At 40.6% G+C, this 17,993-nt stretch carries 14 protein-coding genes; 9 read left to right on the top strand and 5 right to left on the bottom strand.

The features are described 5' to 3' along the window. The first annotated feature begins 15 nt into the window (after positions 1 to 15). The 5 genes from purB to M1F26_RS08380 all read left to right on the top strand — a co-directional run bounded on the left by purB (position 16) and on the right by M1F26_RS08380 (position 6,074). Positions 16 to 1,386 carry an adenylosuccinate lyase gene (gene purB, locus M1F26_RS08400; protein WP_140172512.1) on the top strand — a complete coding sequence of 457 codons (1,371 nt, stop codon included), beginning with the start codon at positions 16 to 18 and terminating at the stop codon, positions 1,384 to 1,386. 250 nt (positions 1,387 to 1,636) lie between these two features. Further along, positions 1,637 to 2,311, top strand: coding sequence for a two-component system response regulator PhoP (gene phoP, locus M1F26_RS08395; RefSeq protein ID WP_125891179.1), 675 nt, complete (start codon positions 1,637 to 1,639; stop codon positions 2,309 to 2,311). Between the two features lies 1 nt (position 2,312). Further along, positions 2,313 to 3,770 carry a two-component system sensor histidine kinase PhoQ gene (gene phoQ / locus M1F26_RS08390; RefSeq protein WP_180359536.1) on the top strand — a complete coding sequence of 486 codons (1,458 nt, stop codon included), beginning with the start codon at positions 2,313 to 2,315 and terminating at the stop codon, positions 3,768 to 3,770. A gap of 248 nt (positions 3,771 to 4,018) precedes the next feature. Beyond that, positions 4,019 to 5,143: a cupin domain-containing protein gene (locus M1F26_RS08385; protein WP_140172514.1), complete on the top strand. Its 1,125-nt coding sequence runs from the start codon at positions 4,019 to 4,021 to the stop codon at positions 5,141 to 5,143. Positions 5,144 to 5,474: 331 nt separating this feature from the next. Beyond that, positions 5,475 to 6,074: a LysE family translocator gene (locus tag M1F26_RS08380; RefSeq protein WP_140172515.1), complete on the top strand. Its 600-nt coding sequence runs from the start codon at positions 5,475 to 5,477 to the stop codon at positions 6,072 to 6,074. 167 nt (positions 6,075 to 6,241) lie between these two features. Here M1F26_RS08380 and pepT read toward each other — a convergent pair whose 3' ends face one another. Further along, the gene (pepT, locus tag M1F26_RS08375; RefSeq protein WP_140172516.1) at positions 6,242 to 7,477 is read right to left on the bottom strand and encodes a peptidase T; all 1,236 of its coding nucleotides are present in this window, start codon (positions 7,475 to 7,477) and stop codon (positions 6,242 to 6,244) included. A gap of 378 nt (positions 7,478 to 7,855) precedes the next feature. Between pepT and M1F26_RS08370 the strand changes: the two genes are divergently transcribed. Next, positions 7,856 to 8,566 carry an SDR family oxidoreductase gene (locus M1F26_RS08370; protein ID WP_140172517.1) on the top strand — a complete coding sequence of 237 codons (711 nt, stop codon included), beginning with the start codon at positions 7,856 to 7,858 and terminating at the stop codon, positions 8,564 to 8,566. 51 nt (positions 8,567 to 8,617) lie between these two features. On the opposite strand, the gene cobB is transcribed toward M1F26_RS08370, so the two are convergent. Then, the gene (gene cobB / locus M1F26_RS08365; RefSeq protein ID WP_125891391.1) at positions 8,618 to 9,451 is read right to left on the bottom strand and encodes a Sir2 family NAD+-dependent deacetylase; all 834 of its coding nucleotides are present in this window, start codon (positions 9,449 to 9,451) and stop codon (positions 8,618 to 8,620) included. Positions 9,452 to 9,872: 421 nt separating this feature from the next. Between cobB and M1F26_RS08360 the strand changes: the two genes are divergently transcribed. Continuing rightward, positions 9,873 to 10,361, top strand: coding sequence for a TIGR00645 family protein (locus M1F26_RS08360; RefSeq protein WP_094960443.1), 489 nt, complete (start codon positions 9,873 to 9,875; stop codon positions 10,359 to 10,361). Positions 10,362 to 10,500: 139 nt separating this feature from the next. After that, positions 10,501 to 11,046 carry a class IV adenylate cyclase gene (locus M1F26_RS08355; protein ID WP_140172518.1) on the top strand — a complete coding sequence of 182 codons (546 nt, stop codon included), beginning with the start codon at positions 10,501 to 10,503 and terminating at the stop codon, positions 11,044 to 11,046. Between the two features lie 78 nt (positions 11,047 to 11,124). Here M1F26_RS08355 and lolE read toward each other — a convergent pair whose 3' ends face one another. From lolE to lolC, 3 genes are read right to left on the bottom strand one after another with little or no spacing between them, the layout of a single operon-like run. Further along, positions 11,125 to 12,372: a lipoprotein-releasing ABC transporter permease subunit LolE gene (gene lolE / locus M1F26_RS08350; RefSeq protein ID WP_140172519.1), complete on the bottom strand. Its 1,248-nt coding sequence runs from the start codon at positions 12,370 to 12,372 to the stop codon at positions 11,125 to 11,127. Continuing rightward, on the bottom strand, positions 12,372 to 13,073 hold the full coding sequence (gene lolD, locus M1F26_RS08345; RefSeq protein ID WP_096863868.1) for a lipoprotein-releasing ABC transporter ATP-binding protein LolD: 702 nt from the start codon (positions 13,071 to 13,073) through the stop codon (positions 12,372 to 12,374). Before lolD ends, lolE begins: the two co-directional genes overlap by 1 nt. Then, positions 13,066 to 14,268, bottom strand: a complete 1,203-nt coding sequence (lolC, locus tag M1F26_RS08340) for a lipoprotein-releasing ABC transporter permease subunit LolC (RefSeq protein ID WP_140172520.1) — start codon at positions 14,266 to 14,268, stop codon at positions 13,066 to 13,068. The genes lolD and lolC overlap by 8 nt, the downstream gene beginning before the upstream one ends. Before the next feature lie 276 nt (positions 14,269 to 14,544). Here lolC and mfd point away from each other — a divergent pair, with 276 nt between their 5' ends. Continuing rightward, a complete protein-coding gene (mfd, locus tag M1F26_RS08335; RefSeq protein WP_140172521.1) occupies positions 14,545 to 17,988 on the top strand; it encodes a transcription-repair coupling factor in 3,444 nt (1,147 codons plus the stop codon). Positions 17,989 to 17,993 lie beyond the last annotated feature (5 nt).

Here is a 17,993-nt window from a genome sequence, read left to right as displayed (position 1 = left end):
CTGGAGTTGCTACCAATGGAATTATCCTCACTGACCGCTGTATCCCCGATTGACGGCCGTTACGGTGATAAAGTCAGCGCTTTACGCACTATTTTTAGTGAGTTTGGTTTACTGAAATTTCGCGTACAAGTTGAAGTTCGCTGGCTACAAAAACTGGCTGCAACCGCTCAAATCAAAGAAGTTCCTTCATTTGACGCTGACGCAATCGCTTACTTAGATGAAATTGTCGCGAACTTCTGTGAAAAAGACGCAATGCGTATCAAAGAAATTGAACGCACAACCAACCATGATGTGAAAGCTGTAGAATATTTCCTAAAAGAAAAAGTAGCCAACATCCCTGCTCTTCATGCAGTTTCTGAATTTATCCACTTCGCTTGTACTTCAGAAGATATTAATAACCTTTCGCACGCATTAATGCTGAAAACTGCTCGCGAAGAAGTATTACTGCCACAATGGCGTCAAATTATTGATAAAATCAAAACAATGGCTCATGAGTACCGCAATTTGCCGTTGCTATCGCGTACTCACGGCCAACCTGCAACGCCTTCCACCATTGGTAAAGAGTTTGCCAACGTTGCTTATCGTTTGGAACGCCAATTCCATCAGCTGCAACAAGTTGAAATTTTAGGTAAAATCAATGGCGCAGTTGGTAACTATAATGCCCACATGGTCGCTTACCCTGAAGTTAACTGGCACGAATTTAGCGAAACCTTCGTTACGTCTTTAGGCATCCAATGGAACCCATTCACCACGCAAATTGAACCTCATGATTATATTGCTGAGTTATTTGATTGTGTCGCTCGTTTTAACACTATCGTGTTAGATTTCGACCGTGATATTTGGGGCTACATCGCATTAAATCACTTCAAACAAAAAACAATCGCTGGTGAAATTGGCTCTTCCACTATGCCACACAAAGTGAACCCGATTGATTTTGAAAACTCTGAAGGTAACTTAGGGTTAGCAAATGCCGTCTTAGGCCATTTAGCGAGCAAGCTCCCTGTTTCTCGCTGGCAGCGTGACTTAACAGACTCGACAGTATTACGTAATCTCGGTGTCGGCTTAGGTTATGCATTGATTGCTTATCAATCAACCATGAAAGGCTTAAACAAACTAGAAGTTAATGAACAGCATTTACTGGATGAATTAGACCAAAACTGGGAAGTATTAGCTGAGCCTATCCAAACGGTAATGCGCCGCTATGGTATTGAAAAGCCATATGAAAAACTCAAAGAATTGACCCGTGGCAAACGCGTTACCGCTGAAGGGATGAAACAATTTATTGATGGTTTAGATTTGCCAGAACACGAAAAATCGCGTTTAAAAGAAATGACGCCGGCTAACTACATCGGTTACGCTGTCACTTTTATTGATGAGCTAAAATAACCTCAAGCTTTTAACTTAATACATTCAAAGTGGGCGGGCTCTATGTCCCCCACTTTTTATTTACCCTATAGCCTCTGCTTGTTCCCCCCTAAACTGCCCGAAGATAAACAAAGATAAATTATATTTCCGCTTTGTTTGATTTATATTTACTTAATCCCTTGTCGTTATTCAGAACTCTTTTTACCATAGCGTATCTAGTGCTACTATTTGCAATAAGTGTAGCTATCTTTTTTCAATATGAGGGTTTCCGATGCGTATTCTTATTGTCGAAGACAATGCGTTACTTCGTCACCATTTAACCGTACAGCTTAAAGAGCTTGGTCATCAGGTTGACTCCGCTGAAGATGCAAAAGAAGCTGACTACTTTTTACACGAAAGTTGCCCAGATATCGCGGTAGTTGATTTGGGCTTACCTGATGAAGACGGGCTTTCCATGATAAAACGCTGGCGTGGCGAGCACGTCAATATTCCACTTTTAGTATTGACGGCTCGGGAGAGTTGGCAAGAAAAAGTACAAGCGCTAAACAGTGGTGCAGATGACTACGTGACGAAACCTTTCCAGCTAGAAGAGCTTGTCGCCCGTATGCAAGCTTTAATGCGCAGAAATAGCGGTCTTGCTTCACAAGTTCTCGAATTAGGTAATTTCGTTATTGACCTCTCACGTAAAGAATTTACAGTTAATGGTGAAACCGTCAAATTAACGGCTTTTGAATACACCATTATTGAAACACTGCTCCGCAATAATGGAAAAGTGGTTAGCAAAGACTCGTTAATGCGCCAGCTTTATCCAGATGCCGAACTTAGAGAAAGTCATACTATCGATGTTTTAATGGGCCGATTACGCAAAAAAATTCAACAATTCCATAGTGATGATGTAATTGTTACTGTACGCGGTCAAGGCTATCGTTTTGATGTGAATGGCTAATATGTGGCTAAGTAAATTTAAGTTCAAACCCCTTTCGCTACGAGCACGTTTTCTTTGTGCAACATCAGCGGTAATCTTAGCGCTCACTTTATCCTATGGTATTGTTGCTATTTTGGGGTATTTAATTAGTTTTGATAAAACGACTTACACCTTATTACGTAGCCAAAGTAACTTAATTTATAGCCTAGCCCAATGGCAAAATAATAAAATTGACATCCGAGTCCCACCAAATTTTACTTTGAATAACCCAACTTTGGTTATTATTTATGATGAACAAGGGCTTGTGCTATGGCGCCAACGTGATGTGCCTAGCGTTGAACGGCTGATCCGTAATGATTGGCTAAAAAAAGAGGGCTTATATGAAATTGATACGGATATTCGTGAAACCCGCCAACTCCTAGACGATACCCCCGAATTCAATACAAAGTTAGATGACATGGATAACGATGACGAACCGCTGACTCATTCCGTGTCCGTCAACCAATATGCAGCAAGTGAAAACCTGCCCCCACTCACCATAGTCGTTGTAGATACTCTACCACAAGACTTACAAAATACCGGGTTAGTTTGGGAGTGGTTTGGTTATGTTTTGCTGGCTAATTTAATCTTAGTCATCCCGTTATTATGGCTAGCTGCTTATTGGAGTCTACGGCCAATTAAATCATTAGTATCACAACTCAGTAGCCTAGAAAAAGGTGAACGGGATACTCTGGATGAGAACCCACCGTATGAGCTTCGCGGCCTAGTACGCAACCTTAATATTTTGTTAACGAATGAACGAAAACGCTACAGTAAATATCGCACCACACTTTCTGATTTAACACACAGTTTAAAGACACCTTTAGCTGTTTTACAGTCGACATTGCGGCTACTTCGTTCAGGCAAACAAATGAACATTGAACAAGCAGAGCCTATCATGCTTGAACAAATTGGCCGTATTTCTCAACAGGTGGGTTATTATTTACACCGCGCATCAACGCAAGGTGATGAAAACATGATGCTACGTGAAATTTCATCTGTCCCATCAATACTAGATAGCCTTGCAAGTGCCCTACATAAAGTTTATCAGCACAAAGGGGTTTCTATAACGGTTAATGTTTCTCCTGAAACAACATGGCTGGGTCAACCCAATGATTTTATGGAAGTGATGGGTAATATCATGGAAAATGCGTGTAAGTATTGCCTTGAATTTGTTGAAGTTAGTGCTGTTGTAGGTGCTGATAGCTTAACATTAGTTGTCGATGATGACGGCCCAGGGGTGCCTGAAAGCAAACGTAGTTTGATCTTCGTTCGAGGGCAACGCGCAGACACCCTTCGCCCAGGTCAAGGTTTAGGCTTATCTATTGCAGTGGATATTATCGACCAATATGACGGGGAAATCATAATTAGTGACAGCCCTCTTGGCGGAGCGCGTTTATCCGTCACATTTAGGCAGCAATCTATGATTGAAGATAGTTAATCTGTGATATGTGTCCGTTTACCCCCTATTTTACAAACCATTTCCGGTATACTATTTGTGAAGTGTTTTATGAAAAGTAATTTAGGGTAACTGATTGGTTTACTCTCAAGATAAACCTTTACTATATGTTTTTCATAAAGTTTATTTAACATCATACCATTACACATATAGGTCATTTTGTAGTATTGAGACCGGGTATATTGCAATAAACTGATTAGCTATATTTAGCAGCTCCAAGGGACAATAAGATGGATTACAAACTAAATCTCGACTGGCAAAGTTTCCTCGACAGTCACTGGCAGAAGCGCCCACTGCTTATCAAAAAAGGGTTTGCAAATTTTATTGACCCTATCTCGCCTGACGAACTTGCAGGTTTGGCGATGGAAGATGAGGTTGATAGCCGTTTAGTTAGCCATAAAGAAGGGATTTGGCAAGTTGGCCATGGCCCATTTGAAAACTATGACCATCTCGGTGAAGAAAATTGGTCTATTTTAGTTCAGGCTGTTGACCATTGGCATCACCCAAGCTCTGCGTTGATGAAACCATTCCGTGTACTTTCAGACTGGCGAATGGACGATTTAATGATCTCCTACTCGGTCCCCGGCGGTGGTGTAGGTCCTCACCTCGACCAATACGATGTATTTATTATTCAAGGTGAAGGCCGCCGTCGTTGGCGCGTGGGCGAAAAAATCCCCATGAAACAACATTGCCCGCACCCTGACTTACTGCAAGTACAACCTTTCGATGCCATCATCGACGAAGAAATGGAACCCGGCGATATTTTGTACATTCCACCTGGGTTCCCACATGAAGGCTACGCCATTGAACCTTCATTAAATTACTCGGTTGGCTTTCGTGCACCAAATACTCGTGAATTAATCAGTAGCTTTGCCGATCACTTAATTTCTAACGATTTAGGCAGCTACCGCTATAGTGACCCAGATTTATCATTCCGCGATAACCCTGCGGAGATCTTGCAAGGTGAACAAATTAAGCTGCGTGAGATGATGGAATCACTCATTAATGACCCTGAGCTCTTTCGCAAATGGTTAGGTGAGTTTATCTCCCAATCACGCCACGAGTTAGACATTGCGCCACCTGAACCGCCTTATGAGCAAGAAGAAATCTATGATTTGCTAAAAACTCAGCAAGAAACCTTATACAAATTAAATGGTCTCAGAGCATTACGCGTTGGAGACCAATTTTTTGTTAATGGTGAATGCTTGGAAACTGAGTGTTATGAGGCCGCTGATAGTTTATGCCGCTATGACGCCGTTAATAGCCAAAATTTAGCTGATGCCATTGATGATGTTAATTTCATCGCACTGCTTACTGCGCTCGTTAATAATGGTTATTGGTATTTTGATGATTAATCGGTACTGATAATATTAAATTTATATTTGTGAAAAAGGCCCATTCATTATGGGTCTTTTATTAAAAATAATATTATTAGTATGATATGGCAACACTCTCCTGACCATCAATTGAAAACCGCTGACTACAATTAACACATCATTATTAATAACTAAATTATTTATTTTAATATATATTATATCCCGCTAGCACCTACTCGCAATATATCCCCTTCTTGCCCGTAAGCACGCAAAGATAAAGCACATTATTTGATTCAATTTTAAACTGTTTTGACTTCACCGTCGCCAGTCACGCACAGCGTTAATTGTCCCTTTTAAAGATGATAACAACATGAACATAGAAACTCTTTTGGCTTTATCATTGTTTTCCTTTGTGACATCCATAACTCCAGGCCCAAATAATATTATGTTACTTGCTTCAGGTATTAATTTTGGATTTAGAAAAACATTACCTCATTCATTTGGAGTATCAATTGGTTTTCTTATTATGTTAGTGGCAGTAGGGCTAGGGGTGGGCGCATTGATTCAATCATCCCCTATGATTTATTCGATATTAAAATATTTTGGAATTATTTATTTGTTCTGGCTTGCATGGAAAACCACTATTAGCCATTCAATTGCACAGACAAATAACCAAGAAATTAAACCACTAACTTTCTTAGAAGCAGCATTATTTCAATGGATAAATCCTAAAGCCTGGATGATGGCAGTCTCTGGAATGGCGATGTATACCAATACAATTTCACCTTATTTATCAATGTTGCAAGTCGCTGTCATATTTGCAGCCATCAATTGGCCATGTGTTGCTATCTGGGCTATGTTTGGTAGTAAATTAAGAGAAAGGCTAAAACAACCTAAGACATTAAAGCGGTTTAATTTAGTCATGGGAGTTTTACTGGCACTTAGTGGTATTTCTGTATTATTTCAATAACAACAGTAAGAGTGCTGACAAACATATTATGTTTGGCGACAAGTCGAATAGGTTTTGAAAATAAATTAGGAAAATCAATTTATTGATTTTCGGCTGATAACACAAAGTGGGAAAAACCACGCTTTTATCCCACTTTGTCAACAACCTCTCTTACTCCTCATAAAATATCACGATTGCCGTGCGTGAATGGCCGTTAGCTCCGCAATACGCATAATCACACTAACAGCCTGCTCCATACCTTCTTGTGTTATAAACTCATGTTTACTATGGAAATTATAACCACCTGTGAAAATATTTGGACATGGTAAACCGCGATGTGAAAGCTGTGCACCGTCGGTACCACCACGGACAGGTTGAATAACTGGTTCAATGCCACAATCAAGCATTGCTTGTTTCGCTAATTCAATAACATGTGGGTACTTCATGACCTCTTTATGCATGTTATAATAGGTATCATCAAGTGTCAGTTCGATATAACAGCTTGGGTGCAGCCCTTCGCCAACTTTTTCAGCAATTCGAATTATATTTTTCTTCCTAGCTTCAAAGCCTGCTAAGTCAAAATCACGAATAATATAATTCAACTCGGCCTTTTCTACTGTACCTTTTAACGATGTTAAATGATAAAACCCTTCATACCCTTCTGTATTTTCAGGTGTTTCATCAGGTGGTAACATCGAATGAATACGGTTCGCTAGCCCTAATGCATTCACCATTACGCCTTTAGCTGTACCGGGATGAGTGTTATTGCCAACAATTTTAATGGAAACATTAGCCGCATTAAAATTTTCATACTCTAATTCACCAACTCCACCACCATCGACGGTATAGGCCCACAATGCATCAAATTGTTTAAAATCGATATGGCGAGCCCCGCGTCCTATCTCTTCATCAGGGGTAAATGCAAGACAGATTTTACCATGAGGAATATTTTTTTCCTTTAAACGTACGAGGGCTGTGATTATTTCTGCAATACCCGCTTTATCATCGGCACCCAGTAAAGTTTTACCATCTGTCATGATCAGCGTTTTACCAATCATTTCATGGAGTACCGGAAACATCACAGGGGATAGCACTTCATCACCAATACCTAACGCAATATCCCCTCCTCGATAATTTTCGAGGACTTGTGGACTCACATTCTTACCTGAAAAATCAGGCGCTGTGTCTAAATGTGAAATAAAACCAATAGTGGGAACATCCCAATCAACGTTTGACGGCAAATAGGCCATCACACAACCTTGATCGCTTAGTGTTATTTTTTCAAAACCTAATTCGTTCAGTTCATTAACTAATGCGCGAGCAAACTTTAACTGCCCCGCACAGCTCGGTACAGTTTTTGCGTTTAGTTTTGACTGTGTATCGAAAGCGGTATATTCAAAAAACCGCTCTAAGAGTTTGTCCATACCCTTCCCCCTAAAATATCAATGTTTATATTATGGGAAAGATCACAGATTCAATTATTGTCTCAAATCAGCTTTCCTGTTAATGCGCACTATTTTTATAGTAAATCTTTAATAAAATTTATTTTTTAGCGTATTTTTTGGGTGATTAACTGTCATAGTCACAATCAGCACCTATAATTAATAGGGGTAATAATTAAATTACATTAATTAGTAAATTATTAGTTACCTAAAAACACGCCTCTTGGTTAACTTTCACTCCCCCACTACACAGATCATCAATTATTAAATTGAAATAGTATGTTATATATGACCTATTATTTTTTATTTATTAGCTAATTAATAAACAAAACGAAGTTTAACTCGTTAATAGGAATATCTATGTCAAAAACATGTTTAATTTATGGTGTCAGCAAAGGCTTAGGCAAGGCATTAGTCGAAGGATTCCCTGAAAAAGTAGACCATATTTATGGTGTTTCTCGCTCAAAACCTCCTTTTGAACAAACTAATTTTACGTGGATCCCTGCTGATTTAAGTGACATTAATAGTGCAAATACCATTAAGCATGTTATTCAAAATCAACCTATTCATACTTTAATTTATAACGTTGGCATATGGGAGAAATTGGCATTTAATGAAGAGTACCAATTTGAATCGACTGATGACATAGAGTTACTCAATATGGTTCAAACCAATATAAGTGCCTGTTTATTAAATCTAAAAGCGCTCTTACCTAATTTGCGCCTAGCAAAAAACAGTAAGATTATATTGATTGGCTCCACATGGGGTTTAGATAATCATAATGGCAAGGAAGTCACCTTTTCTGCCACCAAATATGCCCTCAGAGGAATAGCTCAGTCATTAAGAGAAACTCTACGGGAAGATAAAATAGCAATATCAGTCATAAACTTAGGTTATCTAGCAACTGAGTTCCCATTAACTGTTTCTGTCGATGAGGTCATTGAAAAAAGTGATGGGCAATTAATCCCATTACAAGATGTTGTCAACGCCGTGCGTTTTATCGCCAATACCAGCAATGCAACCTGTGTCAAAGAGATTACGATGCCAGCCATGATGGATACAAACGTCTAACCTATAAGAGGAAACAATACGCTTCCCCTGATAATGTTATGTATTCAAAGCTTATTGCGCGGTATTTTTAACCTGTAACTCAGTAATAAGCTTATTAATATATTCAACAACGACTTTGCTGGCTAAACCATAGTGTTTTTCATCGAACTCACTTTCCACTTGGCTAGGCTCTAAATTAAGTTCTACCGTATGAGCACCGTGTAATTTCGCCTCATGCACAAAACCTGCCGCAGGATACACATGGCCAGACGTTCCAATAGAAATAAAAATAGTCGCCGATTCAATGGATTGATAAATATAATCCATTCCAATTGGCATTTCACCAAACCAAACAATATGGGGCCTCAGCGGTTGAGGAAATTGGCAACAATGACAGCGGTCATCGACCGATAAATCCCCTTTCCACTCCAATACTTGATTTGACCAATTACAGCGAACTTTTAATAGCTCTCCATGCATATGGATAACCCGCTGACTCCCCGCTCTTTCATGCAAATTATCTATATTTTGCGTAATTAACAAAAAGCGGTCACCAAAAAGTTCTTCAAGCTGTGCAAGTGCATAGTGAGCAGCATTAGGCTTAATATTTTCTTGCTGTAACTGCCGACGCCGCTCATTATAAAAACGTTGTACTAATTCAGGATCACGCTCGAAACCTTCAGGAGTAGCGACATCTTCAACGCGATGCTCCTCCCATAATCCATCCGCAGAACGGAATGTTTGGATCCCAGATTCAGCTGAAATTCCAGCCCCCGTCAAAACGACGATATTGACATTTTTCATGTTATCCAATCTATTATCTATATAAAAAGACCGGTTACGAAGTCGCTGGCGGCGTATACATTTATTCTTACGAGCTTTTTTCAACCTATAACGAAATCGCAACATCAAAACTTCCTTTCATCCATATCACCAATAAAATTTATACCATATTAAATATTAATTGTTTTCTATCATGTCATTACGACATGAATTTATAAACCTTGATTGTTTGAAATTATTTAAAACAATCAAGCTCAAGTGTGTATTTTATTGGCATATTAACCATTTCCTTACCACAACTGATGACATTATCTAAATGTTAACATACTAAAACGCATCATCTCGCTGAATGCAAATAAAAATATCGAAGGTATCGATTTTGTCACTTATTATTCATAAAAATGACACTAATATTTCATAAATTCGCCATAAAACGTTCGTAACTGTAAAACAATAAAAAAACCTTTCTTCTTCACTCGCGCTACCGCTAAAATATGCCTCGCAGATTTTACTGTGTTATTAACTCACCACTACAAGGGATTTCATGGAAAAGTTTTTTGAAAGAGCAATGTATGCTTCACGTTGGATTTTAGCGCCTATCTATTTTGGGCTTTCACTGACACTATTGGCTTTAACCATTAAGTTCTTTCAAGAGCTATACCATATTTTGCCAAATATCCTTTCAATTCCTGAAGCAGACTTAATTTTGACGCTATTATCATTGATTGATATGGCATTAGTCGGTGGGTTATTGGTGATGGTGATGTTTTCTGGTTATGAGAACTTTGTCTCCCAAATGGATATCCCTGACAGCAGTGAAAAACTAGGCTGGCTAGGTAAAATGGATGCTTCATCATTAAAAAATAAAGTCGCGGCTTCAATTGTTGCTATTTCCTCCATTCACCTATTAAAAATCTTCATGGACTTGAAAAGTGTCTCAAATGACAAGTTGATGTGGTACGTCGTTATCCATTTAACCTTTGTATTATCTGCATTCGTAATGGGCTATCTAGATAAAATGACAAAAAAATAACCAGTAGAATGTATTATAAAAGTGCCTAATTTAAACACCTAGGCACTTACTTATTCGCTAACCTCATCTTTATCTCCCTCGTCGATTTTCGCTTTGTGTTACCATCATTATCCTGAAGGTTAGTACCAAGGAACTTTACATGAGCCAACACTTTGTCGGGAAATATGAAGCTGAAATTAAATTTCATTTACCAGACCCTGATACTTTTCTGCATAAAATAAAAGCCGACTTGGCTGAACCCTTTACCGAAAATAATACAGAAACAGATTGTTTCTATGAAAACCCGCATCTACCACTAGCTGACAATGGCGTCAGTATGTGTGTACGTGAAATGGTGCCATCAGGCATAAAATTATGGATAGTTAAAGGGCCTGGAGCTTCTGAATGCAAAGCCATTAATATTGATGACTGCCGCCATGTACAAAACATGTTAACGACACTGGGATATCATTGCTACTTAACCACAACTAAAATAAGAAGCATTTATTTCTTGAATGACATCCACATTACAATTGACCACCTTAGTGGGATCGGCTGGTTTGCTGAATTTGCCATTATGACAGATGAGCAGGATTTACTTGAAGCTCTATATCAAGAATTGATGGCGACCGCTAAGCAATATGGGTTTACAGAAGAAATGGTGGAAACTCGTAGTTATAAGCAGATGTTTTTAGCTGCGCAGTAATCATAGGAAGAGCCAATAAGTTTTTAGTATCGTCTCCTAAAAACCATTGGCTCTCTAACCCTATAACCCTACTAATAGCTACTGCCCGCTAAGAATACGTGCAGGGTCTAATTTGCTTGCCCTACGAGCAGGATACCAACTAGCTAGTAAGCTCAATACAATGGTTGTAATTAAAACATAAACCACATCCATGACATGCAATTCAGAAGGTAAAAAGTCAATAAAATAAACATCACCCGATAAAATTGGATGGCCAACAATAGCCTCTACTACCTTAATCATGGGTGTTAGATTTAATGATATGACGACCCCAAGCACAACGCCAATCAATGAACCAACAAGGCCGCCCAACAAACCATACCATAAGAAAATAGCACGAATTTGCCTATCTTTTGCCCCTAAGGTACGCAATACAGCAATATCACTACTTTTATCTTTAACCGCCATAACAAGAGTAGAAACAATATTAAAACACGCAACGCCAATAACCAATATCATAGCTAAGTACATGATACTTCTAACCATTTGAATATCATTATACATATAGCCATAATCGCCTATCCAACTTTTTACGGCGACATGATGCATTGTTTTCAAGCCTGCATCATAAACGACTTGATCGGCAATAAATGGGTCTGTTGCTTTGATTTCAAACCCTGTCACACCATCCCCATAGTCGAGATATTCCTGTGCATCTGCGAGAGGAACGAGTGCTAACTGGTGATCGAGCAAACCACTAAGTTTAAAAATACCCGTCACCTGTACACGAATACGCTTAGGCTGCTGAATTTTCAAGCTAGCATCGGTATTTGGGATCATGATTGTTACCCAGTCCCCAACCTTCACATTCAATGCATCCGCCACACCTTGGCCTAAAATAATTGATTGTTTGCCTGCATCAAAATGTTGCCAAGCATCATTGAGAATGAACTGAGGTAACGCACTGACTTGTGGCTGAGTTTCTCGTGAAACTCCCATGACTTGAATTGCTTTTAAATTTGCACCACGTTCAAGTAACCCCGTAAAATTGATGTAAGGGCTAACACCTTCTACACCGGGCGTTTTACGGATAACTTGCTCAGCAAACTCCAAATCTTTATACGGTGGCTTAACAGCAAAAATTTGCCCATGGGGAACAACAGATAACACACGGTTATTTAATTCGCGTTCAAAGCCATTCATTGCGCTTAAACCGATAATTAGCACCGCGACCCCAAGAACAATCCCCAACGTTGAAACTATCGAGACTAACGAAACCATCCCTGTTCGGCGTCGACCACGGCTGAAACGCAGCGCCGTGACTAGTGAAAGAGGCAATTTAGACATTACCGAGCCCCCAAGGTAATTTCCTGTTGCAAATGCCCATCTCGCATTTCCAATTGGCGGGATAACCGCCGAGCCAGAGTCATATCATGGGTGACGACTAAAAATGCGGTTCGCTGTGTTCGGTTTAATTCACCCAACAACTCAAAAATGGCATCTGCATTACGTAAATCAAGGTTACCTGTAGGCTCATCCGCTAAAACCAGTGCAGGCTCATTCACTAACGCCCTTGCAATAGCAACACGCTGGCGCTCCCCTCCTGATAATTCAGAAGGACGATGCCCCGCCCGATGCGCTAGTCCAACTGCTTCTAGCATTTCAGTGGCTTTCGAAAATGCAGTTTCTTTCGCAATCCCCCCAATTAATAAAGGCATTGCCACATTTTCAAGGGCAGTAAAATCCGGTAAAAGATGATGGAATTGATAAATAAAACCGAGATCTTTATTACGAATAGCAGCACGCTCATCTGAGGTTAATTGATTTATATGCTGTCCACGAAAGATAACATTCCCTTCTGAAGGGGTATCTAGGCCACCCAATAAATGCAATAAGGTACTTTTACCTGAACCAGAACTTCCCACGATGGCCATCATTTCCCCACGCCCCATGGAAAAACTGACATTTTTCAACACTTGCGTCGACAATGTCCCTTCTTGATATGTTTTGCTTAATTTTTCACAGACCAGAAGTGGTTGTTTATTCATAACGTAACGCCTCAGCAGGTTGAACCGCTGCTGCACGCCAAGAAGGATAAAGCGTTGCCAGCAGAGAAATCAGCATTGCACTAAGTGCAATAATTAAAATACCAGAGTAATCAAGCACAATCGGTAAAGAGACGCCTTTGGGTAATAAACCGATCAGCGGCATAATGACATTCAGTTGACTAGAAAGTATCGTGCCTAATATCGTGCCAATGAGTGAGCCAATCACCCCCGCTCCAGCGCCTTGGATCATAAATATCATTAAAATACGCCAACGTTTGAGACCTAGGGTTTTTAAAATAGCCACTTCGCCTTGCTTTTCCATCACTAACAGTGATAGCGAGGTAATAATATTAAATGCCGCCACTGCGATAATTAAGCTAAGCAATAAGCCCATCATATTTTTTTCCATGCGAACGGCTTGGAAAAACTCCCCTTTACGCTCCCGCCAGTCTTTCCATACTAAGCCATCTGGTAACGCTTGCTGACTTAGAACGTCAACTTGTAAAGGCTCATCTAAATATAAGCGCCACCCAGTAATGTGGCCTGCGGGATAACGTAGCATACGTGCGGCATCTTGTTGTGCCACGACCAGTTCACTCGTATCCGCTTCCCCATTTGTTTGGAAAATACCAGCCACAGTAAATAGGCGCTGACTTGGAATGCGCCCCATCGGTGTTAACTGACTCACGCCTGGAATAATTAAGCGAACCTCATCACCACGTTTTACCCCGAGTGTTTCTGCAAGTTTATTCCCGAGAAAAACATTATAACTGCCTTCTTTGAGGTCATTGCGTTGCCCGACAACCAGTTTATCCAATAACAGCGAAGATTCTTCGGGGTCGATTCCCCCCATAACGCCCACGCCAACATTGGTTCGGCTTTGTAATACCACATCAGATTGCACAATAGGTGCGATCTGGCTGACACCCTTTAAATGTTGTAGATCGGATATTGGATATTTTGCTGGGTCTATACTTCCAGAGGCAGAGGTTAAAATTGCCTGCGGCATATAAGCAAGTATGCTATCTTGTAAAGATCGCTCGAACCCATTCATCACTGAAGTGACGGTTATCAATGCCGCAACCCCCAGTGTGATACCAATGGCAGATAAACTGGAAACGAAACGCCCAAATTTATCCGCAGCACGCCCACGTAAATAACGTAGGCCTATAAATAATGAGACAGATTGGTGCATGAAATCTATGATGCCCCTGTTGCCAAAGCGAAGTGTTCAGCGATAATAAAGGGTACGATTGATGAATGGAACCACTCGATGGTTTTTTTTCTGTTTTGAATGCCTTTTTGTCTGACTTTCAGACGAATTACGAGTTAAAACTGATTGTTTTGTTACGAATTTTGTAGTTTAACTATCCATTAATTAACTTAACTATTTTTCGTACAAAAATTGGCTATGTTTGGGCTAACTCTTGTTTAACTGCTTACTAATCGCTGTGAGATACCGAAGATTTCTATGTTGTCAAAATTTCGTTATGAACTCCCTAGTCGTAGTGGCGATGTTCGCCATTTAGGTTGCCTTATCGGGGCGGCTGGTGCACTTGAATGTGGAGAAATAATACAACGTCACCAAGGGCCTGTGATCATCGTGACACGTGATATGCAAAATGCATTACGTTTAAGAGATGAAATTCAACAGTTTACACAACACCCTATAGAGACTCTTTCTGACTGGGAAACATTGCCATATGACAATTTCTCCCCCCATCAGGAAATTATTTCTCATCGTTTATCGACACTGTACCGTTTGCCCGGTTTGCAAAAAGGCGCATTAATTCTTCCCGTCAATACATTGATGCAAAAAGTCTGTCCTGCTGACTTTTTAACCAGTCATGCCTTAGTGATGGCAAAAGGTGACAAACTTTCCCGTGATAACTTACGTAATGAGCTCGATAACGCTGGCTACCGCCATGTAGAGCAAGTCTTAGAGCATGGTGAATATGCCACACGGGGCGCTTTACTCGATTTATTTCCCATGGGTAGCTCGTTGCCGTTTCGTATTGATTTCTTCGATGATGAAATTGATAGCTTGCGAACGTTTGACGTTGACTCACAAAGAACACTCGAAGAAGTAGAGCAAATCAATTTACTCCCAGCTCATGAATTCCCGACCGATAAAGACGCTATTGAACGTTTCCGCAGCCAATGGCGCGAGCGCTTTGAAGTTCGCCGTGATCCAGAGCATATTTACCAGCAAGTCAGTAAAAATACCTTACCGACGGGTATCGAGTATTGGCAGCCTTTATTCTTTGCTCAGCCACTGCCATCTTTATTTGAATATTTACCGCCATCAAGTTTAATTGTTTCTCAGAGCTTACAAGAAGCGGCTGAACGCTTTCAGGTTGATACTCAGCAGCGGTATGAAAGCCGTGGTGTTGACCCAATGCGTCCATTACTCCCACCTTCTGAGCTATGGTTAACTGTTGAACAACTTAATCAATCGTTAAAAAAATGGCCGCGTATTCAGTTATCCCTCGAATCTTTACCCAAAAAAGCGGCAAATACTAATTTAGATTACCTGCCATTACCGGATATCAGCACACAAGGGCAAAGCAAAACGCCGCTTGAAAAATTGCGTCAGTTTACTGAACAATTTGATGGAACCATCGTCTTTTCTGTGGAAAGTGAAGGCCGACGTGAAACCGTTACCGAGCTATTAGCCCGTTTAAAAATTCGCCCTGAAATTATTCAAAGCTATACTAGCCCTACTGACAGCAGATTTGCCATCACCATTGGTGCCGCTGAACACGGCTTTATTCAATCCGATATCCATAGGGCATTAATTTGCGAAAGTGACCTGCTTGGGGAGCGTGTTGTTCGTCGCCGGGCAGATAACCGCCGCACCATTAATACTGACACCCTCATTCGCAACTTAGCTGAATTACACCCTGGGCAACCTGTGGTACATATTGAGCATGGTGTAGGCCGTTACCAAGGTTTAATTACCTTAGAAGCGGGCGGTATTAAAGCGGAATATTTAATTTTAACCTATGCCGGTGATGATAAACTGTATGTTCCTGTTTCTTCACTCCATTTAATTAGCCGTTATGCAGGTGGCGCTGATGAAAACGCCCCATTGCATAAATTAGGTAGTGATAGCTGGGGTCGTGCACGCCAGAAAGCCGCAGAAAAAGTACGCGATGTTGCTGCTGAACTTCTTGATATTTATGCACAACGAGCCGCTAAGGCTGGCTTTGCATTCAAGCATGATAAACAACAATACCAAGAATTTTGTCAAGGCTTTCCATTCGAAACGACGCCTGACCAAGAAGTCGCCATCAATGCTGTTCTCAGTGATATGTGCCAACCATTAGCAATGGACCGACTCGTGTGTGGTGATGTGGGCTTTGGTAAAACCGAAGTGGCAATGCGAGCCGCATTCCTTGCGATTAATAATAACAAACAAGTTGCCGTTTTAGTCCCCACGACACTACTTGCACAACAACACTATGATAATTTTAAAGATAGGTTTGCTAACTGGCCTGTCCGCATAGAAATGTTATCACGCTTTAAAACAGCGAAAGAGCAACAACAAATTATTACCCAGACCGCGGAAGGCAAAGTTGATATTCTAATTGGTACCCATAAGTTGCTACAAAGTGACTTAGTATGGAAAGATTTAGGTTTGCTCGTCGTCGATGAAGAGCACCGCTTTGGTGTCCGCCATAAAGAACGAATAAAGGCTATGCGTGCAGACGTTGATATCTTAACGCTGACCGCCACACCTATTCCTCGTACTCTTAACATGGCCATGAGTGGTATGCGTGACTTATCTATTATCGCCACACCACCAGCACGCCGTTTGGCTGTAAAAACCTTTGTGCGCCAATATGATGACTTAGTTGTCCGTGAGGCAATTTTGCGGGAAACCTTACGTGGCGGCCAAGTTTATTACCTTTACAATGATGTTGAAAATATTGAAAAGGCAAAGACCCGCCTTGAAGAGTTAGTCCCTGAAGCACGTTTTGTTGTTGGGCATGGCCAAATGCGCGAGCGCGAGTTAGAACGCGTAATGACAGATTTCCATCATCAACGTTTTAATGTATTGATATGCACCACAATTATTGAAACTGGTATTGATATACCAACAGCGAATACCATTATCATTGAACGCGCGGATCATTTCGGATTAGCTCAACTCCATCAACTACGTGGACGAGTTGGTCGCTCTCACCATCAAGCATACGCTTACTTACTCACCCCGCATCCCAAAGCTATGACCACCGATGCACATAAACGCCTTGAAGCCATTTCATCATTGGAAGACTTAGGAGCTGGTTTTGCTTTAGCAACTCACGATTTAGAAATTCGTGGTGCGGGTGAATTACTTGGTGAAGACCAAAGTGGGCAAATGACCACGATTGGTTTTACCCTGTACATGGAGCTATTAGAAAGTGCTGTTGATGCGCTTAAAGAGGGGCGTGAGCCTTCATTAGAAGATTTGACTAGCCAACAAACAGAAGTTGAGTTGCGTATGCCTGTTCTGTTGCCAGACGACTATATTCACGACGTGAATATTCGCTTGTCTTTCTATAAACGAATAGCCAGTGCAAAAAACAGTCAGGAGCTCGACGAATTGCGTACAGAACTGATCGACCGCTTTGGTAGTTTACCTGACGCAGGTAAATTCCTATTAGCGAACGCAGCTATTCGATTACAAGCTCAAGCTCTTGGTATTAAACGTATTGAAGCTCATGAAAAAGGTGGCTTTATTGAGTTTGGTGATAAAAATAAAGTCGACCCAAGTTTCTTAATAAGCTTATTACAAAACCAGCCACAAACTTATCGGTTAGATGGCCCTGTTAGACTAAAATTTTTCCATGATTTAACAGAAAGAGTTTCTCGACTAGAGTTTATTAAACAATTACTCATTGGGTTTGAAGAGCATCAAATTAGCTAAGTTTG

The sequence above is a fragment of the Providencia sp. PROV048 genome, assembly GCF_033688165.1.
GTDB classification, from domain to species: domain Bacteria; phylum Pseudomonadota; class Gammaproteobacteria; order Enterobacterales; family Enterobacteriaceae; genus Providencia; species Providencia hangzhouensis.
Note: the sequence above shows the minus strand (reverse complement) of the source record. Positions and strands in the feature narration are given on the sequence as shown.

What these genes read in the sequence shown, in the direction of transcription:
- mfd (WP_140172521.1), top strand. Translation starts at nt 14,545, where the DNA reads ATGTTGTCAAAATTTCGTTATGAACTCCCTAGTCGTAGTGGCGATGTT.
- lolE (WP_140172519.1), bottom strand. Translation starts at nt 12,372, where the DNA reads ATGTCTAAATTGCCTCTTTCACTAGTCACGGCGCTGCGTTTCAGCCGT.
- M1F26_RS08370 (WP_140172517.1), top strand. Translation starts at nt 7,856, where the DNA reads ATGTCAAAAACATGTTTAATTTATGGTGTCAGCAAAGGCTTAGGCAAG.
- phoQ (WP_180359536.1), top strand. Translation starts at nt 2,313, where the DNA reads ATGTGGCTAAGTAAATTTAAGTTCAAACCCCTTTCGCTACGAGCACGT.
- lolD (WP_096863868.1), bottom strand. Translation starts at nt 13,073, where the DNA reads ATGAATAAACAACCACTTCTGGTCTGTGAAAAATTAAGCAAAACATAT.
- pepT (WP_140172516.1), bottom strand. Translation starts at nt 7,477, where the DNA reads ATGGACAAACTCTTAGAGCGGTTTTTTGAATATACCGCTTTCGATACA.
- lolC (WP_140172520.1), bottom strand. Translation starts at nt 14,268, where the DNA reads ATGCACCAATCTGTCTCATTATTTATAGGCCTACGTTATTTACGTGGG.
- M1F26_RS08380 (WP_140172515.1), top strand. Translation starts at nt 5,475, where the DNA reads ATGAACATAGAAACTCTTTTGGCTTTATCATTGTTTTCCTTTGTGACA.
- phoP (WP_125891179.1), top strand. Translation starts at nt 1,637, where the DNA reads ATGCGTATTCTTATTGTCGAAGACAATGCGTTACTTCGTCACCATTTA.
- M1F26_RS08360 (WP_094960443.1), top strand. Translation starts at nt 9,873, where the DNA reads ATGGAAAAGTTTTTTGAAAGAGCAATGTATGCTTCACGTTGGATTTTA.
- M1F26_RS08385 (WP_140172514.1), top strand. Translation starts at nt 4,019, where the DNA reads ATGGATTACAAACTAAATCTCGACTGGCAAAGTTTCCTCGACAGTCAC.
- purB (WP_140172512.1), top strand. Translation starts at nt 16, where the DNA reads ATGGAATTATCCTCACTGACCGCTGTATCCCCGATTGACGGCCGTTAC.
- M1F26_RS08355 (WP_140172518.1), top strand. Translation starts at nt 10,501, where the DNA reads ATGAGCCAACACTTTGTCGGGAAATATGAAGCTGAAATTAAATTTCAT.